Source organism: Streptococcus mitis (assembly GCF_003942965.1).
GTDB classification, from domain to species: domain Bacteria; phylum Bacillota; class Bacilli; order Lactobacillales; family Streptococcaceae; genus Streptococcus; species Streptococcus mitis_BH.
The window spans coordinates 32,048-55,642 of sequence record NZ_RJOG01000001.1 but is presented as its reverse complement, the minus strand read 5'-3'; the positions used below and the strand labels follow the sequence as shown (position 1 = coordinate 55,642).

The following is a 23,595-nucleotide window of genomic DNA, read 5'->3' as shown; positions in this document are numbered from 1 at the left end:
TCCCAGTCTTATTCTATTTTAATCTCAAAAAGAAAGAAGAAAGAAATGAAAAAAATAGTTCTTGTTAGTCTAGCTTTCCTTTTTGTCCTGGTTGGTTGCGGACAGAAAAAAGAAACTGGAACAGCTACAAAAACAGAAAAGGATACGCTTCAGTCGGCATTGCCAGTTATTGAAAATGCTGAGAAGAATACAGTTGTAACCAAGACTTTGGTTTTGCCGAAATCAGATGATGGTAGCCAGCAAACCCAAACCATTACTTATAAAGACAAGACTTTTTTGAGCTTAACGATTCAACAAAGGCGTCCAGTCTCTGATGAGTTGAAGACCTATATTGACCAACATGGAGTGGAAGAAACTCAAAAAGCTCTTCTGGAGGCAGAGGAGAAGGATGAGGCTATCATAGAAGCTCGTAAATTAGCAGGATTTAAGCTTGAAACTAAACTATTGAGTGCAACAGAACTTCAAACAACGACTAGTTTTGATTTTCAAGTTCTGGATGTCAAGAAGGCTTCTCAGTTAGAATATTTGAAGAACATTGGTTTAGAAAATCTCTTGAAGAATGAACCAAGCAAATATATTTCAGACCGATTGGCAAATGGTGCGACAGAACAGTAGAAAATCCAAATAAATAGACTGCCTGAATTGTAGAACGTAAGGAATTATGCTATAATGGTACTATTCTAAGGAAAGAGGGTGTTAGAATGGGATTTACTGAAGAAACAGTACGTTTTAAATTGGACGATTCCAATAAAAAAGAAATTAGCGAAACTTTGACTGATGTCTATGCTTCGTTGAACGATAAGGGCTACAACCCAATTAACCAAATCGTAGGCTACGTATTGAGTGGAGACCCTGCCTACGTTCCTCGTTATAATAATGCACGAAATCAAATCCGTAAGTATGAGCGTGATGAAATCGTTGAGGAGTTGGTTCGCTACTACCTAAAAGGACAAGGAGTCGATCTGTAACCTATGAGAATTATGGGATTGGACGTCGGTTCAAAAACGGTAGGGGTGGCTATTAGCGATCCGCTCGGTTTTACAGCTCAAGGACTTGAAATCATCCAAATCAATGAGGAGCAAGGTCAATTTGGTTTTGACCGCGTTAAGGAGTTGGTTGATACTTACAAGGTGGAACGATTTGTAGTGGGCTTGCCTAAAAACATGAACAATACAAGCGGACCGCGAGTAGAAGCTAGTCAAGCATACGGAGCAAAGCTAGAAGAGCTTTTTGGTTTACCAGTAGACTATCAAGATGAACGCTTGACAACAGTTGCCGCAGAGCGTATGTTGATTGAACAAGCAGATATTAGCCGTAACAAGCGCAAGAAAGTCATTGATAAGTTAGCAGCTCAGCTGATTTTACAAAATTATTTAGATAGAAAATTTTAATACAAAGGAGAGGCTATGTCACACGATCATAACCACGACCACGAAGAACGTGAACTAATCACACTAGTAGATGAGCAAGGAAATGAAACCTTGTTTGAAATCCTTTTGACCATTGACGGAAAAGAAGAATTTGGTAAAAACTATGTTCTTCTAGTACCAGTTAATGCAGAAGAAGACGAAGACGGACAAGTTGAAATCCAAGCTTACTCATTCATCGAAAACGAAGATGGAACAGAAGGTGAATTGCAACCAATCCCAGAAGACTCAGAAGACGAATGGAACATGATTGAAGAAGTCTTCAATAGTTTTATGGAGGAGTAAAAACGTCCAGTGGATGTTTTTAGCCCTGCACTAGAAATTAGAAACGCAGGAACGTCTAGGAGACTGTATCAGCCCAACTCCCAGAAATTGGGAAGAGTTGGAACGTCCGGGGGACGTGTTTAGCCCTGCGCTAGAAATTAGAAACGCAGGCACATTCAGTGGATGTTTTACCCCACGTTAACTTCATAGTAGCTAGTTATTAGCTAACCAGGTAAGAGGTCGGGACGAAAATCCTGACCTCATTTTTTGTTATCTACGGAATTTTGCTAGATAATTGATTAGACTTTTGTCAAGGAGATGTATATGTTTGAAGTAGAAGAATGGCTCCATAGTCGAATTGGTTTGAATTTTCGATCAGGTTTGGGCCGAATGCAACAAGCGGTGGATTTGTTGGGGAATCCCGAGAAGTCTTATCCTATTATCCATGTAACCGGGACTAATGGAAAAGGATCTACCATTGCTTTTATGAGGGAGTTATTTATGGGGCATGGCAAAAAAGTTGCGACCTTTACCTCCCCTCATATCGTCTCTATCAATGATCGAATCTGCATTAACGGGCAACCAATAGCTGATGCAGACTTCATCCGTTTGGCTAGTCAGGTCAAGGAGATGGAGAAAATGCTTCTGCAAACTCATGATCAGTTGTCCTTTTTTGAATTGCTGACCTTGATTGCTTTTCTTTATTTTAGAGAGCAAGAGGTGGATTTGCTTTTATTAGAAGTGGGAATTGGCGGCTTACTTGACACGACTAATGTGGTAACTGGAGAGATTGCTGTCATCACCTCCATCGGACTAGATCATCAGGAGACCTTGGGTGATAGTCTAGAAGCAATCGCAGAGCAGAAAGCTGGTATTTTCAAGTCTGGTAAAAAGGCAGTGATTGCTAAGCTGGCTCCAGAAGCTAGGCTTGTTTGTCAGAAAAAAGCTGAATCTTTAGCTGTTGACCTTTATCAGGCAGGTCAAGATTTTTCAATGCAGGGTGGTGATTTTTCAAGTTCTTTACTAAATATTTCGCAGCTGAAAATAGGCTTGGAAGGAACTTATCAGCAGGAAAATGCGGCCTTGGCGTTGCAAACGTTTCTTCTCTTTATGAGAGAAGGAAAGGAAGTTGTTGATGAACAGGCTGTAAGACAGGCTTTGGAGAAGACCCATTGGGCTGGTCGCTTGGAGCGTATTCGTCCTCAAATTTACTTGGACGGTGCTCATAACCTCCCTGCCTTGACTCGCTTGGTTGAATTTATCAAAGAAAAAGAGCAGGAAGGATATCGTCCTCAAATCCTATTTGGAGCCTTGAAACGGAAGGATTATCAAGGGATGTTGGCTTATCTGACTGAAAAATTGCCTCAGGTGGAACTCAAGGTGACCGGCTTTGACTATCAAGGTTCTTTGGATGAAACAGATGTAACAGGTTACGATATAGTTCCTTCTTACCGAGAATTTATTAGCGATTTTGAAGAAAGAGCAGATGCCCAGGATTTGTTGTTCGTTACAGGGTCTCTCTATTTTATCTCAGAAGTACGGAGCTATCTACTGGGGCATGAGCAGATAAATTGACCTCCTTTTTTGAACTTGTTATACTAGGAAAACTACTAGTTAGAAGGAATACTTCTGTAAATTGGTAGCAGAAAGGAAATTCGTCATGAAATTAAAAACATTCACACTTTCTCTTGCTTCTCTAGCAAGTCTTAGTCTTTTAGTAGCTTGTTCACAAAGAGCTCAACAGGTTCAACAACCAGCAGCTCAATCGCAAACACAACAAACTCAGCAATCACAATCTGCTGCTTCATCTTCGGCAGAAAATTCAAACCAGTCAGCAACAAGTTCTTCACAAAATGCGCCTGAGGCTCAACCAACCAATATTGATGGAACTTATACCGGTCAGGACGAAGGAGACCGTATCACTTTAGTGGTAACTGGAACAACTGGTACCTGGACACAGGTAGAGACTGACGGAGATCAAGAAATCAAGCAGGTTAGCTTCGATGCCGCTAATCAACGCATGATTATTGGGGATGATGTCAAGATTTATGCAATCAATGGCAATCAGATGATTATCGACGATATGGATAGAGAAGCGTCTGATCGTATTGTTTTATCAAAATAGACTAGAAAGAGACTGGTTTTGTCAGTCTCTTTTGCTTTTACTCAGAAAAATGATTATAAATACTTGCNTTCTACCGAATACCTGCGTTATACTAGTATNAATTACCTGTTTTTAGCATTCATACTCTTCGAAAATCTCTTCAAACCACGTCAGCTTCCATCTGCAACCTCAAAACAGTGTTTTGAGCAACCTGCGGTTAGCTTCCTAGTTTGTTCTTTGCTTTTCATTGAGTATCAAAATATCAAGGAGGGGATATGAAATATAGAAAATTTCAATTATTAATGTCCAAGTATGGCTTTAGTCTTTCGATTATGCTGCTTGAACTTTCTCTTGTTTTTGGTCTCTTTCTTTACTTAGGGCGTATGGCTCCTATTCTATGGGTTATTCTCTTAATTTTTATGAGTATGGCGACTATCGTAGCGATTGTCAATCGCTCAATGGCGCCTGATAGTAAAGTGATGTGGTTAGTGGTGACTTTTGTTCCTGTCATCGGGCCCTTGCTCTATCTGATGTTTGGTGAAAGGCGATTGTCCAAAAAAGAAATCAAGCAGTTGGATAAACTTGGTTCCATGCATTTTCGGGAGGATAACAGTAAAGCTCTCCGCCAGAAATTGAAGGAAGATGATAAGGCAGCTTACGGAGTTATCAAATCTTTGCTAAGTATGGATAGCAATGCCGATGTATATGATCGAACAGATTCACAATTCTTTTCTTCGGGTGAAAGCATGTGGCAACATATGTTGGAAGACCTCAAGAAAGCTGAGAAATTTATCTTTTTAGAGTACTATATTGTCGAAGAAGGTTTGATGTGGAATAGCATACTAGATATACTAGAGCAAAAGGCAGCTCAGGGTGTAGAGATCAAGATGCTCTATGATGATATCGGCTGTATGGCGACTTTACCTAGAGACTATACTGTTCAGCTTCGTAGTCGAGGAATTGAAGCCCATAAGTTTAACAAGGTGATTCCTCGTTTGACGGTGGCTTACAACAATCGGGACCATCGTAAAATCCTTGTCATAGATGGTCAGGTAGCCTATACAGGAGGCATTAACTTAGCTGATGAGTACATCAATCATGTAGAACGTTTTGGCTACTGGAAGGATAGTGGGATTCGCATAGATGGCCCTGGTGTCAAGGCTCTAACTCGTCTCTTTTTGATGACTTGGTACATCAATCGTGGGGAAATCAGCGATTTTGACCAGTATCACTTGGAAAATCAGCCTTGTTCTGGCCAAGGGCTCTGCATTCCTTACGGTAGTGGACCCAAGCCTATCTTCCGTACCCAGGTAGGGAAAAAAGTTTATCAAAGTTTGATTAATCAGGCTACTGATTCAGTCTACATCACAACACCCTATTTGATTATTGACTATGATTTAACTGAGAGTATTAAAAATGCAGCCATGAGGGGTGTTGATGTCCGCATCGTGACTCCTTTCATTCCGGATAAAAAATTAATCCAGCTTATAACAAGAGGAGCCTATCCGGATTTACTGTCAGCAGGAGTCAGGATTTTTGAGTATAGTCCTGGCTTTATCCACAGTAAACAAATCATAGTGGATAAGGACTTTGCTGCAGTTGGAACCATTAACTTAGATTATAGAAGTTTGCTTCACCACTATGAAAATGCAGTTTTGCTATATAAAACGGCATCAATCACAGAGATTCAAAAAGATTTTCAGGAGATTTTTTCAGTATCTCAAGAAATTTTCCCTCATACGATAAAAAATAGCTGGTATCAGAAATTGATTAAGGAAATTGCCCAGTTATTCGCCCCAATCTTATAAGAAATCTAGGACTTAGGATACAACCCAGTCCTATTTTTCTTGCCTTTTACGAATAAGAAGATATAGGAGGAACGATGCTGACTCAGAAAGAATTGGATTATATCATGTCATTTAAACAGACGCATTTACACCGATTTCGGGAAATTGAAACCTTTGTGAAACTATGCAAAAAATCACTCAAACACCCATCACAAGCTGACAATTTTAGGTCTTTTTGATATACTAAGACAGATAAATTGAATAGGAGAAACGATATGGCTGTATATGGCAGAATAGAAGAAGTATCCGAAACGATACAGAGTAATGAAATTGAAAATAGACTGGATAGGAACTTTGAATCTCATGTAGAAAAAGAAGAACAGGTAGCTTTTCCGTTTTTCAGACTCATCATTGGAAGTACGATTGCAACGGTTTTTTCTGTGGTGATACCTTTACTTTTAGATATGGTAAGTCCCTCTCAGGCGCAGGATTTGTATATAGGGTGGGCTTGGCATCAGGGAGGACAGCTCTACAGTAGCTATTATGCTAGTCACGGTCTTATTTATTACTTGCTACTTTACATAACCCAAGGAGGCATTCTTTTTGCCTTGGTAGAATGGCTAGCCCTCTTAGGAGGAGGTTATTTCCTCTTTTCTTCAACTGACTATCTGACGGGACAAAGGGAACAAGCCAAGCAACTCCTAACCATATTTTATATTTTGGTATCCGGTCTCGGTTTTGGAGGAGGATATGCTACGATTTTAGCTTTGCCATTCCTGTTTGCAGGATTTTCGTTCATAGCAGCTTATCTATCAAATCCTAACCATGACAAGGGATTTCTACGTCTGGGGATCTTTTTGGGTCTATCATTTTTCATAGAGCCTCTTACAAGTCTTCTCTTTACTGTAGTAGTAACGATTGGTTTATTTGTCTTTAATGTTGGGCATGGTCGTTTTGTCCATGGAGTTTATCAGTTTTTTGCAGCGGCACTCGGTTTTTCTCTCATCTTTTACCCAGTAGGCTACTATGTGCTTACTTCAGGTAGTTTTGGAGGAGCTATAGGAAGTCTTTTGTATCCGATTGATTCCCTTCAGGTCTTTACCAATCCTCAACTAATGGATAATGTTGTATTCTATGGTTTATTGACTTTTGGTTTAGGAGCTCTTTTCCTTGTTTTTCTAGGATTGTTCCAATCAAAGGCATCAAGATTATATGTTATTTCAGTACCAGCTAGTTTTGCTTTCTTATTTGTATTAGCCTTGTTGCTTTTTTCTCAAGAACCTCTTCACGGTTCGCGTTTGATTCTAATCCTTCCATTTTTACTCCTTCTTTTGATGACCAGTATTCGTGGGAAACATTCAGCTAGAGGAGCTCGTCGTCGGAGAAGAGAAGATGTTCCTACATTATGGAAAAAATTCATGAAGGGAAATCTCTACCTACCTATCCTAGTGGTGGTTTATCTGATTGCTATTCCTTTTGTGGCTCGTTTTGTCTTGCATCCAGCTTCTTATAGAGAACAACATCAAGTGGTAGATAGAGTCAAACAAGAGACGAGTGATGGTGACCAAATCTACATTTGGGATTCACATGTTCAGATGTATAAAGAAAGCCAGCGTTTGTCTGGATCTATGTTCCCATCACCTCTTCTTTACACGAGTACAGAAGAGAATAAAACTAGTTTAATCAATGACTTGAAAGAAAAACAACCCAAGGTGATTGTGGTGAATGATAAGGTAGCAGTCTGGTCTGAAGTGGAAACAATTTTGAAAGAAAATTACCAACAAGTAAAGACTGATTACTCAGAGTTTAAAGTCTATAAAATTAAATAACAAAATCAATATCTTGTGTATTTTTAAAAATTTTAGGATTTTTAACACAAGATATTGATTTTTCTTTTTAGAGTGGTATAATACTTTTTAGAAAGAACATTTTAGAAAAGAGCATGCATATGATTGCACTAGAAGAAAAAATTACAATTTTGCCAACTCTCTTCGTTGAAAAACGAGATGGGAGACGTGTTGTATTTGATGTGGACAAGATTGACAAGGCTCTCCACAAGGCGGCTGACAAGGTTATGGATGTGACACCCCTGGTCGAAAAACGCCTCAATGCTCTGACCGAGCGAATTGTCACAGAAATTCATAGTCGCTTTCCACAGGGGGTTAAGATTTACGAAATTCAAAATATCGTAGAACATGAACTCCTTGAAGCCAAAGAATATGCGCTAGCTGAGGAGTATATTACTTATCGGACACAAAGGGATTTTGAGCGTTCAAAAGCGACAGATATCAACTTTAGCATCCATAAACTTCTCAACAAAGACCAGGCCGTTGTCAATGAAAATGCTAATAAAGACAGCGATGTCTTTAACACCCAGCGTGATTTGACAGCGGGTATTGTCGGGAAATCAATCGGACTGCAAATGCTGCCAAAGCATGTAGCCAATGCTCACCAAAAGGGAGATATCCACTATCATGATTTGGACTATAGCCCCTACACCCCTATGACCAACTGCTGTTTGATTGATTTCAAGGGTATGTTGGAAAATGGTTTTAAGATTGGAAATGCAGAGGTAGAAAGTCCTAAGTCTATCCAGACTGCGACAGCTCAGATTTCCCAAATCATCGCCAACGTTGCTTCTAGCCAGTATGGAGGCTGTTCAGCTAACCGTATCGATGAAGTCTTGGCGCCTTATGCAGAGAAGAATTACCAAAAACACCTTAAGGATGCGGAAGAATGGGTTTTACCTGATAAACGAGAAGATTATGCATGGAAGAAAACTCAGAAAGATATCTACGATGCCATGCAATCTCTTGAGTATGAAATCAACACTCTCTTCACTTCAAATGGACAAACACCTTTTACTTCGCTAGGTTTTGGTCTGGGAACCAATCGTTTTGAGCGTGAAATTCAAAAAGCTATTTTGAGTATTCGGATAAAGGGTCTTGGTTCTGAGCATCGTACAGCCATCTTCCCTAAGCTTATCTTCACGCTTAAAAGAGGTCTTAACTTGGAAGAAGGGACTCCCAACTACGACATTAAGCAGTTGGCCCTCGAGTGTGCAACCAAGCGGATGTACCCAGATGTCTTGTCTTACGATAAGATTGTTGACTTGACAGGTTCTTTTAAGGTACCTATGGGTTGCCGTTCGTTCCTTCAAGGATGGAAGGATGAAAATGGTGTAGAAGTCAATTCAGGCCGTATGAATCTGGGCGTTGTGACGGTTAACCTGCCTCGTATTGCTCTTGAGTCTGAGGGCGACATGAATAAGTTCTGGGAAATCTTCAACGAGCGGATGAATATCGCTGAAGATGCTCTTGTTTATCGTGTCGAACGAACCAAGGAAGCAACACCAGCAAATGCTCCTATTCTGTATCAATACGGTGCTTTTGGTCATCGTCTAGGTAAAGAAGAAAGTGTTGACCAGCTCTTTAAGAATCGTCGGGCAACTGTTTCGCTGGGTTACATCGGTTTGTATGAAGTAGCGACTGTTTTCTTTGGTAATAGCTGGGAAAGCAATCCAGATGCTAAGGAATTCACGCTAGACATTATTCGAGATATGAAACGCCGTGTAGAAGAGTGGTCAGATCAATATGGCTATCATTTCTCTATCTACTCAACACCATCTGAAAGTTTGACAGACCGTTTCTGCCGACTGGATACAGAGAAGTTTGGTTCTATTCCTGATATTACAGATAAGGAATACTACACCAATTCTTTCCACTACGATGTGCGTAAGAATCCAACACCGTTTGAAAAATTAGACTTTGAGAAAGTCTATCCAGAAGCAGGTGCGTCAGGTGGTTTCATCCATTATTGTGAGTATCCAGTCCTTCAGCAAAATCCAAAGGCCTTGGAAGCTGTCTGGGATTATGCCTATGACCGTGTCGGCTATCTAGGGACCAATACACCAATTGACCGTTGCTACAAGTGTGATTTTGAAGGGGATTTTGAACCAACTGAGAGAGGATTTGCTTGTCCAAACTGTGGAAATAGCGACCCTAAAACAGTAGACGTTGTTAAACGGACTTGTGGCTATTTAGGTAATCCTCAAGCGAGACCTATGGTCAATGGGCGTCACAAGGAAATCGCAGCGCGTGTTAAACATATGAATGGTTCAACGATTAAAATAGCTGGCCATCAAGTAACCAATTAGAAAGAAATGAAATGGGAAAATATCAATTAGACGATAAGGGGCGTGCACAAGTGACCCGTTATCACGAGAAACACTCTAAAGGTGGAACTGGTAAGAAAGAACGTTTGCTCAACCTCAGAGAACAATTTTTAAATAAGAATAAGAAGAAATAAAAGTGAGAGTCAACTCTCGCTTTTCTCTTAGTGGGAGGTAAGGATGGAATTACGCAGACCAAGATTGTCAGATAAAGAAACAGTTTTAGAGATGATGGCAGAATTCGAGAAATTCCAGTCACCTCACGACGGTGGTTTCTGGGATACAGAGAACTTTGTGTATGAAGAATGGTTGGAAACAAATATGCAAAAAGAGATGGGGATAAACTTGCCTGAAAATCGTGTTCCTTCTATTCAATTTGTATCATTTGATGATGTAGGTCGTGCTCTAGGATTTTTGAATCTGCGATTGAGACTGAATGAGGGGTTATTGAATTATGCTGGCCACATTGGCTACTCCATTCGTCCATCAGAAAGAGGCAAAGGTTATGCTAAAGAGACTCTCCGTCAGGGCTTGCAAGTTGCTAAGGAAAAGAACATCAAGAGAACGCTTGTGACCTGTAGCGTGAATAATCCTGCTAGCAGAGCAGTCATTTTAGCAAATGGTGGGCTTCTTGAGGATGTTCGTAATGGAGTCGAGCGTTATTGGATAGAGGTAGCGAATGAATAATCCAAAACCACAAGAATGGAAAAGCGAAGAACTCAGTCAAGGGCGGATTATTGATTACAAGGCCTTCAACTTTGTAGATGGAGAGGGTGTGCGTAACTCCCTCTATGTATCAGGTTGCATGTTTCACTGCGAGGGGTGTTATAATGTAGCGACCTGGTCCTTCAATGCTGGCATTCCCTATACAGCAGAATTAGAAGAACAGATCATGGCTGATCTCGCTCAACCTTATGTTCAAGGCTTGACCTTGCTGGGAGGGGAGCCCTTTCTCAATACGGGTATTCTTTTGCCGCTCATTAAGCGCATTCGGAAGGAATTGCCAGATAAAGATATCTGGTCCTGGACGGGCTATACATGGGAAGAAATGATGTTGGAAACTCCAGATAAACTGGAACTCTTATCATTGATTGACATTCTTGTCGATGGACGATACGATCGAACTAAGAGAAATCTCATGCTCCAGTTTCGAGGTTCTTCCAATCAACGAATTATCGATGTGCAAAAATCGCTCCAAAGTGGGCAAGTAGTGATTTGGGACAAGCTCAATGACGGAAAAGAAAGCTATGAACAGGTGAAGAGAGAGTAACTTTCTTCCATAAAATACTTAAATAAATGACCCGTCAAAAAAGAAAACATTTTCATGTTAAAAATTTTAAAAAACAGCAACAAATCCCTTGCAATCGCAGGGGCTTTGTGTTATTCTATTATGGTGCTGTAAATTACAGCCTTAGCTTTGATGCAAGAGGTTGCGACACGCTCGGTTGCATTGCCACGCAACACCGCGTCGGTTTTCTTGTGGAGCTAGCCTATTATCTTAAATAGACGAAAAGGAGAAAAAGATGGCAAACAAAAAAATCCGTATCCGTTTGAAAGCTTACGAACACCGTACGCTTGACACAGCGGCTGCAAAAATCGTAGAATCAGCTACTCGTACAGGTGCACAAGTTGCGGGTCCAATCCCACTTCCAACTGAACGTAGCCTCTACACAATCATTCGTGCGACTCACAAATACAAAGACTCTCGCGAACAATTTGAAATGCGTACACACAAACGTTTGATTGATATCGTTAACCCAACTCAAAAAACAGTTGATGCGTTGATGAAATTGGATCTTCCAAGTGGTGTAAACGTAGAAATCAAACTTTAATCTAAAGCTTGATACCTTGAGCATAAAAAACGCTCGTTAAAAACTTTTTGAATAAAAAATATAGAAAAGGAACTATTTTCTCATGACAAAAGGAATCTTAGGGAAAAAAGTGGGAATGACTCAAATCTTCACTGAAGCTGGCGAATTGATCCCTGTAACAGTTATTGAAGCAACTCCAAACGTTGTTCTTCAAGTTAAAACTGTTGAAACAGACGGATACAACGCTATCCAAGTTGGTTTCGATGACAAACGCGAAGTATTGAGCAACAAACCTGCTAAAGGACATGTAGCAAAAGCTAACACGGCTCCTAAGCGCTTCATTCGTGAATTCAAAAACGTTGAAGGCTTAGAAGTTGGTGCTGAAATTACAGTTGAAACATTCGCAGCTGGAGACGTTGTTGACGTAACTGGTACTTCTAAAGGTAAAGGTTTCCAAGGTGTTATCAAGCGCCACGGACAATCACGTGGACCAATGGCTCACGGTTCTCGTTACCACCGTCGTCCAGGTTCAATGGGACCTGTTGCACCTAACCGTGTATTCAAAGGTAAAAACCTTGCAGGACGTATGGGTGGTGACCGCGTAACAATTCAAAACCTTGAAGTTGTACAAGTTGTTCCAGAAAAGAACGTTATCCTTATCAAAGGTAACGTACCAGGTGCTAAGAAATCTCTTATCACTATCAAGTCAGCAGTTAAAGCTGGTAAATAATAAGGAAAGGGGAATACAGTTAAAATGGCAAATGTAACATTATTCGACCAAACTGGTAAACAAGCGGGCGAAGTTGTTCTTAACGATGCAATCTTTGGTATCGAACCAAACCAATCTGTTGTGTTTGATGTGATCATCAGCCAACGTGCTAGCCTTCGTCAAGGAACTCACGCAGTTAAAAACCGCTCAGCTGTTTCAGGTGGCGGACGCAAACCATGGCGTCAAAAAGGAACTGGACGTGCTCGTCAAGGTTCTATCCGCTCTCCACAATGGCGTGGTGGTGGAATCGTCTTCGGACCAACTCCACGTAGCTATGCGTACAAACTTCCTCAAAAAGTTCGTCGCCTTGCACTTAAATCTGTTTACTCAGAAAAAGTTGCTGAAAATAAATTTGTAGCCGTTGATTCTCTTGAATTTACAGCTCCAAAAACTGCTGAATTTGCAAAAGTTCTTGCAGCTTTGAGCATCGATTCTAAAGTCCTTGTTATTCTTGAAGAAGGAAACGAATTCGCAGCTCTCTCAGCTCGTAACCTTCCAAACGTGAAAGTTGCGACTGCTACAACTGCAAGTGTTCTTGACATCGCAAATAGTGACAAACTTCTTGTTACTCAAGCAGCTATCTCTAAAATCGAGGAGGTTCTTGCATAATGAATTTGTATGATGTTATCAAAAAACCTGTCATCACTGAAAGCTCAATGGCTCAACTTGAAGCAGGAAAATATGTATTTGAAGTTGACACTCGTGCACACAAACTTTTGATCAAGCAAGCTGTTGAAGCTGCTTTCGAAGGTGTTAAAGTTGCTAATGTTAACACAATCAACGTAAAACCAAAAGCTAAACGTGTTGGACGTTACACTGGTTTTACTAACAAAACTAAAAAAGCTATCATCACACTTACAGCTGATTCTAAAGCAATCGAGTTGTTTGCTGCTGAAGCTGAATAATCTAAGGAGGAAATATCGTGGGAATTCGTGTTTATAAACCAACAACAAACGGTCGCCGTAATATGACTTCTTTGGATTTCGCTGAAATCACAACAAGCACTCCTGAAAAATCATTGCTTGTTGCATTGAAGAGCAAGGCTGGTCGTAACAACAACGGTCGTATCACAGTTCGTCACCAAGGTGGTGGACACAAACGTTTCTACCGTTTGGTTGACTTCAAACGTAACAAAGACAACGTTGAAGCAGTTGTTAAAACAATCGAGTACGATCCAAACCGTTCTGCAAACATCGCTCTTGTACACTACACTGACGGTGTGAAAGCATACATCATCGCTCCAAAAGGTCTTGAAGTAGGTCAACGTATCGTTTCAGGTCCAGAAGCAGATATCAAAGTCGGAAACGCTCTTCCACTTGCTAACATCCCAGTTGGTACTTTGATCCACAACATCGAGTTGAAACCTGGTCGTGGTGGTGAATTGGTACGTGCTGCTGGTGCATCTGCTCAAGTATTGGGTTCTGAAGGTAAATACGTTCTTGTTCGTCTTCAATCAGGTGAAGTTCGTATGATTCTTGGAACTTGCCGTGCTACAGTTGGTGTTGTCGGAAACGAACAACACGGACTTGTAAACCTTGGTAAAGCAGGACGTAGCCGTTGGAAAGGTATCCGCCCAACAGTTCGTGGTTCTGTAATGAACCCTAACGATCACCCACACGGTGGTGGTGAAGGTAAAGCACCAGTTGGTCGTAAAGCACCATCTACTCCATGGGGCAAACCTGCTCTTGGTCTTAAAACTCGTAACAAGAAAGCGAAATCTGACAAACTTATCGTTCGTCGTCGCAACGAGAAATAATATTAAACTAGTCGCTTAAGCAACTAGTAAATCCGCCAGCTCGGTAGCGCTCCATAGGAGCGCAAGCCGCTGTGGTACAACATTTAAAGGAGAAAATATAAAAATGGGACGCAGTCTTAAAAAAGGACCTTTCGTCGATGAGCATTTGATGAAAAAAGTTGAAGCTCAAGCTAACGACGAAAAGAAAAAAGTTATTAAAACTTGGTCACGTCGTTCGACGATCTTCCCAAGTTTCATTGGTTACACTATTGCAGTTTATGACGGACGTAAACACGTACCTGTTTACATCCAAGAAGACATGGTAGGTCACAAACTTGGTGAATTTGCACCAACTCGTACTTACAAAGGTCACGCTGCAGACGACAAGAAAACACGTAGAAAATAAGGAGAACATAAATGGCAGAAATTACTTCAGCTAAAGCAATGGCTCGTACAGTACGTGTTTCACCTCGTAAATCACGTCTTGTTCTTGATAACATCCGTGGTAAAAGCGTAGCCGATGCAATCGCAATCTTGACATTCACTCCAAACAAAGCTGCTGAAATCATCTTGAAAGTTTTGAACTCAGCTGTAGCTAACGCTGAAAACAACTTTGGTTTGGATAAAGCTAACTTGGTAGTATCTGAAGCATTCGCAAACGAAGGACCAACTATGAAACGTTTCCGTCCACGTGCGAAAGGTTCAGCTTCACCAATCAACAAACGTACAGCTCACATCACTGTAGCTGTTGCAGAAAAATAAGGAGGTAAAATCGTGGGTCAAAAAGTACATCCAATTGGTATGCGTGTCGGCATCATCCGTGATTGGGATGCCAAATGGTATGCTGAAAAAGAATACGCGGATTACCTTCATGAAGATCTTGCAATCCGTAAATTCGTTCAAAAAGAACTTGCTGACGCAGCAGTTTCAACTATCGAAATCGAACGCGCAGTAAACAAAGTTAACGTTTCACTTCACACTGCTAAACCAGGTATGGTTATCGGTAAAGGTGGTGCTAACGTTGATGCACTCCGTGCGAAACTTAACAAATTGACTGGAAAACAAGTACACATCAACATCATCGAAATCAAACAACCTGATTTGGATGCTCACCTTGTAGGTGAAGGAATTGCTCGTCAATTGGAGCAACGTGTTGCTTTCCGTCGTGCACAAAAACAAGCAATCCAACGTGCAATGCGTGCTGGAGCTAAAGGAATCAAAACTCAAGTATCAGGTCGTTTGAACGGTGCAGATATCGCCCGTGCTGAAGGATACTCTGAAGGAACTGTTCCACTTCACACACTTCGTGCAGATATCGATTACGCTTGGGAAGAAGCAGATACTACATACGGTAAACTTGGTGTTAAAGTATGGATCTACCGTGGTGAAGTTCTTCCAGCTCGCAAAAACACTAAAGGAGGTAAATAACCAATGTTAGTACCTAAACGTGTTAAACACCGTCGTGAATTCCGTGGAAAAATGCGCGGTGAAGCAAAAGGTGGAAAAGAAGTAGCATTCGGTGAATACGGTCTTCAAGCTACAACTAGCCACTGGATCACTAACCGCCAAATCGAAGCTGCTCGTATCGCCATGACTCGTTACATGAAACGTGGTGGTAAAGTTTGGATTAAAATCTTCCCACACAAATCATACACTGCTAAAGCTATCGGTGTGCGTATGGGATCTGGTAAAGGGGCACCTGAAGGTTGGGTAGCACCAGTTAAACGTGGTAAAGTGATGTTCGAAATCGCTGGTGTATCTGAAGAGATCGCTCGCGAAGCGCTTCGTCTTGCTAGCCACAAATTGCCAGTTAAATGTAAATTCGTAAAACGTGAAGCAGAATAAGGAGAAGGCATGAAACTTAATGAAGTAAAAGAATTTGTTAAAGAACTTCGTGGTCTTTCTCAAGAAGAACTCGCGAAGCGCGAAAACGAATTGAAAAAAGAATTGTTTGAACTTCGTTTCCAAGCTGCTACTGGTCAATTGGAACAAACAGCTCGCTTGAAAGAAGTTAAAAAACAAATCGCTCGTATCAAAACAGTTCAATCTGAAGCGAAATAATAGACTAGGGAAGGAGAAATTTCAATGGAACGCAATAATCGTAAAGTTCTTGTTGGACGTGTTGTATCTGACAAAATGGACAAGACAATCACAGTTGTAGTTGAAACAAAACGTAACCACCCAGTCTATGGTAAACGTATTAACTACTCTAAAAAATACAAAGCTCATGATGAAAACAATGTTGCCAAAGAAGGCGATATCGTACGTATCATGGAAACTCGTCCGCTTTCAGCTACAAAACGNTTCCGTCTTGTAGAAGTTGTTGAAGAAGCGGTCATCATCTAATCAAACCTGAAAGGAGAAAACTGAAATGATTCAAACAGAAACTCGTTTGAAAGTCGCAGACAACAGCGGTGCTCGCGAAATCTTGACTATCAAAGTTCTTGGTGGTTCAGGACGTAAATTTGCAAACATCGGTGATGTTATCGTGGCATCTGTAAAACAAGCTACTCCTGGTGGTGCGGTTAAAAAAGGTGACGTTGTTAAAGCAGTTATCGTTCGTACTAAATCAGGTGCTCGTCGTGCTGATGGTTCATACATCAAATTTGACGAAAACGCAGCAGTTATCATCCGTGAAGACAAAACTCCTCGCGGAACACGTATCTTTGGCCCAGTTGCACGTGAATTGCGTGAAGGTGGCTTCATGAAGATCGTGTCACTTGCTCCAGAAGTACTTTAATTTTTAGAAACAAACTAGTCCCCTAGCTTCAAGCTAGGGTGCCCTTATGGGCGTAAGAAAAATCAAGGAGAAACCTAATGTTTGTAAAAAAAGGCGACAAAGTTCGCGTAATCGCTGGTAAAGATAAGGGAACAGAAGCTGTTGTCCTTACTGCCCTTCCAAAAGTAAACAAAGTTATCGTTGAAGGTGTTAACATCGTTAAGAAACACCAACGTCCAACTAACGAACTTCCTCAAGGTGGTATCATCGAGAAAGAAGCAGCTATCCACGTATCAAACGTTCAAGTTTTGGACAAAAATGGTGTAGCTGGTCGTGTTGGTTACAAATTTGTAGACGGTAAAAAAGTTCGCTACAACAAAAAATCAGGCGAAGTGCTTGATTAATCACGAAGGAAAGGAGAAGTATAATGGCAAATCGTTTAAAAGAAAAATATCTTAATGAAGTAGTTCCTGCTTTGACAGAACAATTCAACTACTCATCAGTGATGGCTGTGCCTAAAGTAGATAAGATCGTTTTGAACATGGGTGTTGGTGAAGCTGTATCAAACGCTAAAAGCCTTGAAAAAGCTGCTGAAGAATTGGCACTTATCTCAGGTCAAAAACCACTTATCACTAAAGCTAAAAAATCAATCGCCGGCTTCCGTCTTCGTGAAGGTGTTGCGATCGGTGCAAAAGTTACCCTTCGTGGTGAACGTATGTACGAATTCTTGGATAAATTGGTTTCAGTTTCACTTCCACGTGTACGTGACTTCCATGGTGTTCCAACAAAATCATTTGACGGACGCGGAAACTACACACTTGGTGTGAAAGAACAATTGATCTTCCCAGAAATCAACTTCGATGACGTTGACAAAACTCGTGGTCTTGACATCGTTATCGTAACAACTGCTAACACTGACGAAGAGTCACGTGCATTGCTTACAGGCCTTGGAATGCCTTTTGCAAAATAATATAGGAGGTAAATCTAATGGCTAAAAAATCAATGATTGCTAAGAACAAACGTCCAGCGAAGTTCTCTACTCAAGCTTATACTCGTTGTGAAAAATGTGGTCGTCCACATTCAGTTTACCGCAAATTTAAACTTTGCCGTGTTTGCTTCCGTGAATTAGCNTACAAAGGACAAATCCCTGGTGTAACAAAAGCATCTTGGTAATTCTAGCTTTCAATCCCGTCGTGATTCGTCGTTATCTGCTTTTGCCTAACTCAAGTTATGCCTGCAAGCAGATGCCTAGACTCACTTAGGAATTGAAATCTAGAAATATATTCTGAGCCCAGCTCAATCATTAACTAGCAAGTGCAACTTGCAAACTACTAGTAAGAGGAGAAAAACAAAATGGTTATGACTGACCCAATCGCAGACTTCCTAACTCGTATTCGTAACGCTAACCAAGCGAAACACGAAGTACTTGAAGTACCTGCATCAAACATCAAAAAAGGGATTGCTGAAATCCTTAAACGCGAAGGTTTTGTAAAAAACGTTGAAATCATCGAAGATGACAAACAAGGCATCATCCGTGTATTCCTTAAATACGGATCAAACGGTGAAAAAGTTATCACTAACTTGAAACGTGTTTCTAAACCAGGACTTCGTGTCTACAAAAAACGTGAAGACCTTCCAAAAGTTCTTAACGGACTTGGAATTGCTATCCTTTCAACTTCTGAAGGTTTGCTTACTGATAAAGAGGCACGCCAAAAGAATGTTGGTGGTGAGGTTATCGCTTACGTTTGGTAAAATCAAGATACAAAGCTCGTAAAGAACAAAGCAAAATTAGGAAGTTGGAGAAGTTTGTTTACAAACAAGCCAACTTATCTATTTTGCACAGTTCTTAGAGCGTGTTCAATTTAGCTATTGAACTCAATAAGTATCTTTAACCCCGTGAAAACTGGCCGTTCTGGCCTGACAATTTAACAGGAGAAAATAAACATGTCACGTATTGGTAATAAAGTTATCGTGTTGCCTGCTGGTGTTGAAATCACTAACAATGACAACGTCGTAACTGTAAAAGGACCTAAAGGAGAACTTACTCGTGAGTTCTCAAAAGATATTGAAATCCGTGTGGAAGGTACTGAAGTAACTCTTCACCGTCCAAACGATTCAAAAGAAATGAAAACTATCCACGGAACTACTCGTGCCCTTTTGAACAACATGGTTGTTGGTGTATCAGAAGGATTCAAGAAAGAACTTGAAATGCGCGGGGTTGGTTACCGTGCACAACTTCAAGGATCTAAACTTGTTTTGGCTGTTGGTAAATCTCATCCAGACGAAGTTGAAGCTCCAGAAGGAATTACTTTTGAACTTCCAAACCCAACAACAATCGTTGTTAGCGGAATTTCAAAAGAAGTAGTTGGTCAAACAGCTGCTTACGTACGTAGCCTTCGTTCACCAGAACCATATAAAGGTAAAGGTATCCGTTACGTTGGTGAATTCGTTCGCCGTAAAGAAGGTAAAACAGGTAAATAATGTTGAGTGGTTGATTTTCAACCACCAACCTATTTTCCAACTTTGTGCATAGCACACGATTTAAAACTAAAGAGGTGAAAACTGTGATTTCAAAACCAGATAAAAACAAACTCCGCCAAAAACGCCACCGTCGCGTTCGCGGAAAACTCTCTGGAACTGCTGATCGCCCACGTTTGAACGTATTCCGTTCTAATACAGGCATCTACGCTCAAGTGATTGATGACGTAGCGGGTGTAACGCTCGCAAGTGCTTCAACTCTTGACAAAGAAGTTTCAAAAGGAACTAAAACTGAACAAGCCGTTGCTGTCGGTAAACTCGTTGCAGAACGTGCAAACGCTAAAGGTATTTCAGAAGTGGTGTTCGACCGCGGTGGATATCTATATCACGGACGTGTGAAAGCTTTGGCTGATGCAGCTCGTGAAAACGGATTGAAATTCTAATAGGAGGACACTAGAAAATGGCATTTAAAGACAATGCAGTTGAATTAGAAGAACGCGTAGTTGCTGTCAACCGTGTTACAAAAGTTGTTAAAGGTGGACGTCGTCTTCGCTTCGCAGCTCTTGTTGTTGTTGGTGACCACAACGGTCGCGTAGGATTTGGTACTGGTAAAGCTCAAGAAGTTCCAGAAGCAATCCGTAAAGCAGTAGATGATGCTAAGAAAAACTTGATCGAAGTTCCTATGGTTGGAACAACAATCCCACACGAAGTTCTTTCAGAATTCGGTGGAGCTAAAGTATTGTTGAAACCTGCTGTAGAAGGTTCTGGAGTTGCCGCTGGTGGTGCAGTTCGTGCCGTTGTGGAATTGGCAGGTGTGGCAGATATTACATCTAAATCACTTGGTTCTAACACTCCAATCAACATTGTTCGTGCAACTGTTGAAGGTTTGAAACAATTGAAACGCGCTGAAGAAGTTGCTGCCCTTCGTGGTATTTCAGTTTCTGATTTGGCATAAGAAAGGGGATAAAATGGCTCAAATTAAAATTACTTTGACTAAGTCTCCAATCGGACGCATTCCATCACAACGTAAAACTGTTGTAGCACTTGGACTTGGCAAATTGAACAGCTCTGTTATTAAAGAAGATAACGCTGCTATCCGTGGTATGATCACAGCAGTATCTCACTTGGTAACAGTTGAAGAAGTAAACTAATGAATCTTTAGGGGATGTGCAGTATACCATCCCCTAAAACTAGATATAGTCATCTATGATGACGTCGTATAGGCGAGTTGATGGGGGAGACAACCTTTTCTCCCTTATCGGCGCTAGCATTTTACAAAAGAGGAGAAAATAAAAATGAAACTTCATGAATTGAAACCTGCAGAAGGTTCTCGTAAAGTACGTAACCGCGTTGGTCGTGGTACTTCATCAGGTAACGGTAAAACATCTGGTCGTGGTCAAAAAGGTCAAAAAGCTCGTAGCGGTGGCGGAGTTCGCCTTGGTTTTGAAGGTGGACAAACTCCATTGTTCCGTCGTCTTCCAAAACGTGGATTCACTAACATCAACGCTAAAGAATACGCAATTGTGAACCTTGACCAATTGAACGTCTTTGAAGATGGTGCTGAAGTTACTCCAGTTGTTCTTATCGAAGCAGGAATTGTTAAAGCTGAAAAATCAGGTATTAAAATTCTTGGTAACGGTGAGTTGACTAAGAAATTGACTGTGAAAGCAGCTAAATTCTCTAAATCAGCTGAAGAAGCTATCACTGCTAAAGGTGGTTCAGTAGAAGTCATCTAAGAGAGGTGACCTATGTTTTTTAAATTATTAAGAGAAGCTCTTAAAGTCAAGCAGGTTCGATCAAAAATTTTATTTACAATTTTTATCGTTTTGGTTTTTCGTATCGGAACTAGCATTACAGTTCCTGGTGTGAATGCCAATAGCTTGAATGCTTTAAGTGGATTATCCTTCTTAAACATGTTGAGCTTGGTCTCAGGGAATGCCATGAAAAACTTCTCAGTTTTTGCTCTTGGTGTTAGTCCCTACATTACGGCCTCTATCGTAGTCCAACTCTTGCAAATGGATATTTTACCTAAATTTGTAGAGTGGGGTAAACAAGGGGAAGTAGGTCGAAGAAAATTAAATCAAGCTACTCGTTATATTGCTCTTGTTCTAGCCTTTGTGCAATCTATCGGGATTACAGCTGGTTTTAATACTTTGGCTGGAGCTCAATTGTTGAAAACAGCTCTTACACCACAAGTCTTTATCATGATTGGTATCATCTTAACAGCTGGTAGCATGATTGTGACGTGGTTGGGAGAGCAAATTACAGATAAGGGATACGGAAATGGTGTTTCTATGATTATCTTTGCCGGGATTGTTGCCTCAATTCCAGAGATGATTCAGGGCATCTATGTGGACTACTTTGTGAACGTCCCAAGTAGCCGTATCAACTCATCTATCATTTTCGTAATCATTTTGATTATTACTGTATTGCTGATCATTTATTTTACAACTTATGTTCAACAAGCAGAATACAAAATTCCAATCCAATATACTAAGGTTGCACAAGGTGCTCCATCTAGCTCTTACCTTCCTTTGAAGGTAAACCCTGCTGGAGTTATCCCTGTTATCTTTGCAAGTTCGATTACTGCAGCGCCTGCGGCTATTCTTCAGTTTTTAAGCGCTACAGGTCATGATTGGGCTTGGGTAAGAACAGCACAAGAAATGCTGGCAACAACTTCACCAACTGGTATTGCCATGTATGCTTTATTGATTATTCTGTTTACATTCTTCTATACGTTTGTACAGATTAATCCTGAAAAAGCGGCAGAAAACCTACAAAAGAGCGGGGCCTATATCCACGGAGTTCGTCCTGGTAAAGGTACAGAAGAATATATGTCTAAACTTCTTCGTCGTCTTGCCACTGTTGGTTCTCTCTTCCTTGGTGTGATTTCTATTTTACCGATCGTAGCAAAAGATGTTTTCGGACTTTCAGAGGCAGTTGCTTTTGGAGGAACTAGTCTTTTGATCATTATCTCTACAGGTATTGAAGGAATCAAACAATTGGAAGGTTACCTATTGAAACGTAAGTATGTTGGTTTCATGGACAGAACAGAATAAAAGTATTTACGGAATCAGTAAATGCTGAGGGAGTGGAGGTTTAACTCTAACATTTGTGAGAGTTTGGTCTCCCCTCTTCTATTTTGTTTTTAAATAGGGGTGAAAAGAATTTTTGCTTCTATTTAAAAATAAAATAAGGAGATCAAATCATGAATCTTTTGATTATGGGCTTACCTGGTGCAGGTAAGGGAACTCAAGCAGCAAAAATCGTAGAACAATTCCATGTTGCACATATCTCAACAGGTGATATGTTCCGCGCTGCAATGGCAAATCAAACTGAAATGGGTGTTCTTGCTAAGTCATACATTGACAAGGGTGAATTGGTTCCTGACGAAGTTACAAATGGAATCGTAAAAGAACGTCTTTCACAAGATGATATTAAAGAAACAGGATTCTTGTTGGATGGTTACCCACGTACAATCGAACAAGCTCATGCCTTGGACAAAACATTGGCTGAACTTGGCATTGAACTAGAAGGTGTCATCAACATTGAAGTGAATCCTGACAGCCTCTTGGAACGTTTGAGTGGTCGTATCATCCACCGCGTAACTGGAGAAACTTTCCACAAGGTCTTTAACCCACCAGTTGACTATAAAGAAGAAGATTACTACCAACGTGAAGATGATAAACCTGAGACAGTGAAACGTCGTTTGGATGTGAATATTGCTCAAGGAGAACCAATCATTGCTCACTACCGTGCCAAAGGTTTGGTTCATGACATCGAAGGTAATCAAGATATCAATGATGTCTTCTCAGATATCGAAAAAGTATTGACAAATTTGAAATAAAGCGTTTTTCACACTTGCAAAAATCCGCTACAAATGTTATACTGAGATAGTCTGACTTATAATTGTTGTCTCTGTGTCTAGAGGCATCGAATCGAAATTTATGGAGGTGCTTTTGCGTGGCAAAAGACGATGTGATTGAAGTTGAAGGCAAAGTAGTTGATACAATGCCGAATGCAATGTTTACGGTTGAACTTGAAAATGGACATCAGATTTTAGCAACAGTTTCTGGTAAAATTCGTAAAAACTATATTCGTATTTTAGCGGGAGATCGTGTTACTGTCGAAATGAGTCCATATGACTTGACACGTGGACGTATCACTTACCGCTTTAAATAATCGAAAAACTTGGAGGGATAAGAAATGAAAGTAAGACCATCGGTCAAACCAATTTGCGAATACTGTAAAGTTATTCGTCGTAATGGTCGTGTTATGGTAATTTGCCCAGCAAATCCAAAACACAAACAACGTCAAGGATAAGATAGAA

The 23,595-nt window shown here is 40.6% G+C and carries 37 protein-coding genes; all 37 read left to right on the top strand.

Annotation, left to right across the window (positions count from 1 at the left end; genetic code table 11):
• Positions 1-45: 45 nt before the first annotated feature.
• The 37 genes from D8837_RS00325 to rpmJ all read left to right on the top strand — a co-directional run bounded on the left by D8837_RS00325 (position 46) and on the right by rpmJ (position 23,588).
• Positions 46-615, top strand: a complete 570-nt coding sequence (locus D8837_RS00325; protein ID WP_125455828.1) for an SP0191 family lipoprotein — start codon at positions 46-48, stop codon at positions 613-615.
• Positions 616-701: 86 nt separating this feature from the next.
• Positions 702-968, top strand: a complete 267-nt coding sequence (locus D8837_RS00320) for an IreB family regulatory phosphoprotein (protein WP_000507059.1) — start codon at positions 702-704, stop codon at positions 966-968.
• Positions 969-971: 3 nt separating this feature from the next.
• Positions 972-1,391, top strand: a complete 420-nt coding sequence (gene ruvX, locus D8837_RS00315) for a Holliday junction resolvase RuvX (protein WP_004239076.1) — start codon at positions 972-974, stop codon at positions 1,389-1,391.
• Between the two features lie 15 nt (positions 1,392-1,406).
• Entirely contained in the window at positions 1,407-1,712 is a 306-nt protein-coding gene (locus D8837_RS00310) for a DUF1292 domain-containing protein (RefSeq protein ID WP_000017620.1), read from the top strand.
• Positions 1,713-2,015: 303 nt separating this feature from the next.
• A complete protein-coding gene (locus tag D8837_RS00305) occupies positions 2,016-3,266 on the top strand; it encodes a folylpolyglutamate synthase/dihydrofolate synthase family protein (protein WP_125455827.1) in 1,251 nt (416 codons plus the stop codon).
• A gap of 85 nt (positions 3,267-3,351) precedes the next feature.
• Positions 3,352-3,816, top strand: coding sequence for an SP_0198 family lipoprotein (locus D8837_RS00300; RefSeq protein ID WP_125455826.1), 465 nt, complete (start codon positions 3,352-3,354; stop codon positions 3,814-3,816).
• A gap of 254 nt (positions 3,817-4,070) precedes the next feature.
• On the top strand, positions 4,071-5,603 hold the full coding sequence (cls, locus tag D8837_RS00295; RefSeq protein WP_125455825.1) for a cardiolipin synthase: 1,533 nt from the start codon (positions 4,071-4,073) through the stop codon (positions 5,601-5,603).
• A gap of 254 nt (positions 5,604-5,857) precedes the next feature.
• Entirely contained in the window at positions 5,858-7,411 is a 1,554-nt protein-coding gene (locus D8837_RS00285) for a damage-inducible protein CinA (RefSeq protein WP_125455824.1), read from the top strand.
• A 119-nt stretch (positions 7,412-7,530) separates the two neighbouring features.
• Positions 7,531-9,738 (top strand): anaerobic ribonucleoside-triphosphate reductase, encoded by a 2,208-nt coding sequence (nrdD, locus tag D8837_RS00280; protein WP_185755625.1) that lies wholly within the window; start codon positions 7,531-7,533, stop codon positions 9,736-9,738.
• 11 nt (positions 9,739-9,749) lie between these two features.
• Positions 9,750-9,890 carry a hypothetical protein gene (locus tag D8837_RS00275; RefSeq protein WP_000521625.1) on the top strand — a complete coding sequence of 47 codons (141 nt, stop codon included), beginning with the start codon at positions 9,750-9,752 and terminating at the stop codon, positions 9,888-9,890.
• A 43-nt stretch (positions 9,891-9,933) separates the two neighbouring features.
• Positions 9,934-10,440 carry a GNAT family N-acetyltransferase gene (locus D8837_RS00270; protein ID WP_125455822.1) on the top strand — a complete coding sequence of 169 codons (507 nt, stop codon included), beginning with the start codon at positions 9,934-9,936 and terminating at the stop codon, positions 10,438-10,440.
• Positions 10,433-11,023 (top strand): anaerobic ribonucleoside-triphosphate reductase activating protein, encoded by a 591-nt coding sequence (gene nrdG / locus D8837_RS00265; protein WP_125455821.1) that lies wholly within the window; start codon positions 10,433-10,435, stop codon positions 11,021-11,023. The genes D8837_RS00270 and nrdG overlap by 8 nt, the downstream gene beginning before the upstream one ends.
• Before the next feature lie 253 nt (positions 11,024-11,276).
• Positions 11,277-11,585: a 30S ribosomal protein S10 gene (gene rpsJ / locus D8837_RS00260; protein WP_001284513.1), complete on the top strand. Its 309-nt coding sequence runs from the start codon at positions 11,277-11,279 to the stop codon at positions 11,583-11,585.
• Positions 11,586-11,667: 82 nt separating this feature from the next.
• Positions 11,668-12,294: a 50S ribosomal protein L3 gene (gene rplC, locus D8837_RS00255; protein WP_000160197.1), complete on the top strand. Its 627-nt coding sequence runs from the start codon at positions 11,668-11,670 to the stop codon at positions 12,292-12,294.
• Positions 12,295-12,318: 24 nt separating this feature from the next.
• Positions 12,319-12,942 carry a 50S ribosomal protein L4 gene (rplD, locus tag D8837_RS00250; protein ID WP_000024549.1) on the top strand — a complete coding sequence of 208 codons (624 nt, stop codon included), beginning with the start codon at positions 12,319-12,321 and terminating at the stop codon, positions 12,940-12,942.
• Positions 12,942-13,238 carry a 50S ribosomal protein L23 gene (locus D8837_RS00245; protein WP_001055347.1) on the top strand — a complete coding sequence of 99 codons (297 nt, stop codon included), beginning with the start codon at positions 12,942-12,944 and terminating at the stop codon, positions 13,236-13,238. The genes rplD and D8837_RS00245 overlap by 1 nt, the downstream gene beginning before the upstream one ends.
• Positions 13,239-13,255: 17 nt before the next feature.
• On the top strand, positions 13,256-14,089 hold the full coding sequence (rplB, locus tag D8837_RS00240; protein ID WP_000512911.1) for a 50S ribosomal protein L2: 834 nt from the start codon (positions 13,256-13,258) through the stop codon (positions 14,087-14,089).
• Positions 14,090-14,192: 103 nt separating this feature from the next.
• Positions 14,193-14,474, top strand: coding sequence for a 30S ribosomal protein S19 (gene rpsS, locus D8837_RS00235; protein ID WP_000533766.1), 282 nt, complete (start codon positions 14,193-14,195; stop codon positions 14,472-14,474).
• An 11-nt stretch (positions 14,475-14,485) separates the two neighbouring features.
• Positions 14,486-14,830: a 50S ribosomal protein L22 gene (rplV, locus tag D8837_RS00230; protein WP_000818137.1), complete on the top strand. Its 345-nt coding sequence runs from the start codon at positions 14,486-14,488 to the stop codon at positions 14,828-14,830.
• A gap of 12 nt (positions 14,831-14,842) precedes the next feature.
• A complete protein-coding gene (gene rpsC, locus D8837_RS00225) occupies positions 14,843-15,496 on the top strand; it encodes a 30S ribosomal protein S3 (protein ID WP_000529936.1) in 654 nt (217 codons plus the stop codon).
• A 3-nt stretch (positions 15,497-15,499) separates the two neighbouring features.
• Positions 15,500-15,913 (top strand): 50S ribosomal protein L16, encoded by a 414-nt coding sequence (gene rplP, locus D8837_RS00220; RefSeq protein ID WP_000960946.1) that lies wholly within the window; start codon positions 15,500-15,502, stop codon positions 15,911-15,913.
• Positions 15,914-15,922: 9 nt separating this feature from the next.
• The gene (rpmC, locus tag D8837_RS00215; protein WP_000772918.1) at positions 15,923-16,129 is read left to right on the top strand and encodes a 50S ribosomal protein L29; all 207 of its coding nucleotides are present in this window, start codon (positions 15,923-15,925) and stop codon (positions 16,127-16,129) included.
• 24 nt (positions 16,130-16,153) lie between these two features.
• Positions 16,154-16,414, top strand: coding sequence for a 30S ribosomal protein S17 (rpsQ, locus tag D8837_RS00210; RefSeq protein WP_000440801.1), 261 nt, complete (start codon positions 16,154-16,156; stop codon positions 16,412-16,414).
• Between the two features lie 25 nt (positions 16,415-16,439).
• Entirely contained in the window at positions 16,440-16,808 is a 369-nt protein-coding gene (gene rplN / locus D8837_RS00205) for a 50S ribosomal protein L14 (protein WP_000616545.1), read from the top strand.
• 77 nt (positions 16,809-16,885) lie between these two features.
• Positions 16,886-17,191, top strand: a complete 306-nt coding sequence (gene rplX / locus D8837_RS00200; RefSeq protein ID WP_000497691.1) for a 50S ribosomal protein L24 — start codon at positions 16,886-16,888, stop codon at positions 17,189-17,191.
• Positions 17,192-17,214: 23 nt separating this feature from the next.
• Complete coding sequence (gene rplE, locus D8837_RS00195; RefSeq protein ID WP_000013542.1) at positions 17,215-17,757, top strand: 50S ribosomal protein L5; 543 nt, start codon at positions 17,215-17,217, stop codon at positions 17,755-17,757.
• Positions 17,758-17,774: 17 nt separating this feature from the next.
• On the top strand, positions 17,775-17,960 hold the full coding sequence (locus tag D8837_RS00190) for a type Z 30S ribosomal protein S14 (protein ID WP_001085697.1): 186 nt from the start codon (positions 17,775-17,777) through the stop codon (positions 17,958-17,960).
• Between the two features lie 180 nt (positions 17,961-18,140).
• On the top strand, positions 18,141-18,539 hold the full coding sequence (rpsH, locus tag D8837_RS00185; protein WP_045592917.1) for a 30S ribosomal protein S8: 399 nt from the start codon (positions 18,141-18,143) through the stop codon (positions 18,537-18,539).
• 192 nt (positions 18,540-18,731) lie between these two features.
• Positions 18,732-19,268 (top strand): 50S ribosomal protein L6, encoded by a 537-nt coding sequence (gene rplF, locus D8837_RS00180; protein ID WP_000086626.1) that lies wholly within the window; start codon positions 18,732-18,734, stop codon positions 19,266-19,268.
• 83 nt (positions 19,269-19,351) lie between these two features.
• The gene (gene rplR / locus D8837_RS00175; protein WP_000624044.1) at positions 19,352-19,708 is read left to right on the top strand and encodes a 50S ribosomal protein L18; all 357 of its coding nucleotides are present in this window, start codon (positions 19,352-19,354) and stop codon (positions 19,706-19,708) included.
• 17 nt (positions 19,709-19,725) lie between these two features.
• Positions 19,726-20,220 (top strand): 30S ribosomal protein S5, encoded by a 495-nt coding sequence (rpsE, locus tag D8837_RS00170; protein WP_000874202.1) that lies wholly within the window; start codon positions 19,726-19,728, stop codon positions 20,218-20,220.
• Between the two features lie 13 nt (positions 20,221-20,233).
• Positions 20,234-20,416 (top strand): 50S ribosomal protein L30, encoded by a 183-nt coding sequence (rpmD, locus tag D8837_RS00165; protein ID WP_000057241.1) that lies wholly within the window; start codon positions 20,234-20,236, stop codon positions 20,414-20,416.
• A 144-nt stretch (positions 20,417-20,560) separates the two neighbouring features.
• Complete coding sequence (gene rplO, locus D8837_RS00160; protein WP_000766087.1) at positions 20,561-21,001, top strand: 50S ribosomal protein L15; 441 nt, start codon at positions 20,561-20,563, stop codon at positions 20,999-21,001.
• A 12-nt stretch (positions 21,002-21,013) separates the two neighbouring features.
• The gene (gene secY, locus D8837_RS00155; RefSeq protein ID WP_000465403.1) at positions 21,014-22,324 is read left to right on the top strand and encodes a preprotein translocase subunit SecY; all 1,311 of its coding nucleotides are present in this window, start codon (positions 21,014-21,016) and stop codon (positions 22,322-22,324) included.
• 149 nt (positions 22,325-22,473) lie between these two features.
• Positions 22,474-23,112: an adenylate kinase gene (locus D8837_RS00150; RefSeq protein ID WP_001050436.1), complete on the top strand. Its 639-nt coding sequence runs from the start codon at positions 22,474-22,476 to the stop codon at positions 23,110-23,112.
• A 116-nt stretch (positions 23,113-23,228) separates the two neighbouring features.
• Positions 23,229-23,447 (top strand): translation initiation factor IF-1, encoded by a 219-nt coding sequence (gene infA, locus D8837_RS00145; protein ID WP_001029883.1) that lies wholly within the window; start codon positions 23,229-23,231, stop codon positions 23,445-23,447.
• A gap of 24 nt (positions 23,448-23,471) precedes the next feature.
• Entirely contained in the window at positions 23,472-23,588 is a 117-nt protein-coding gene (gene rpmJ, locus D8837_RS00140; RefSeq protein ID WP_001808836.1) for a 50S ribosomal protein L36, read from the top strand.
• Positions 23,589-23,595: the final 7 nt, after the last annotated feature.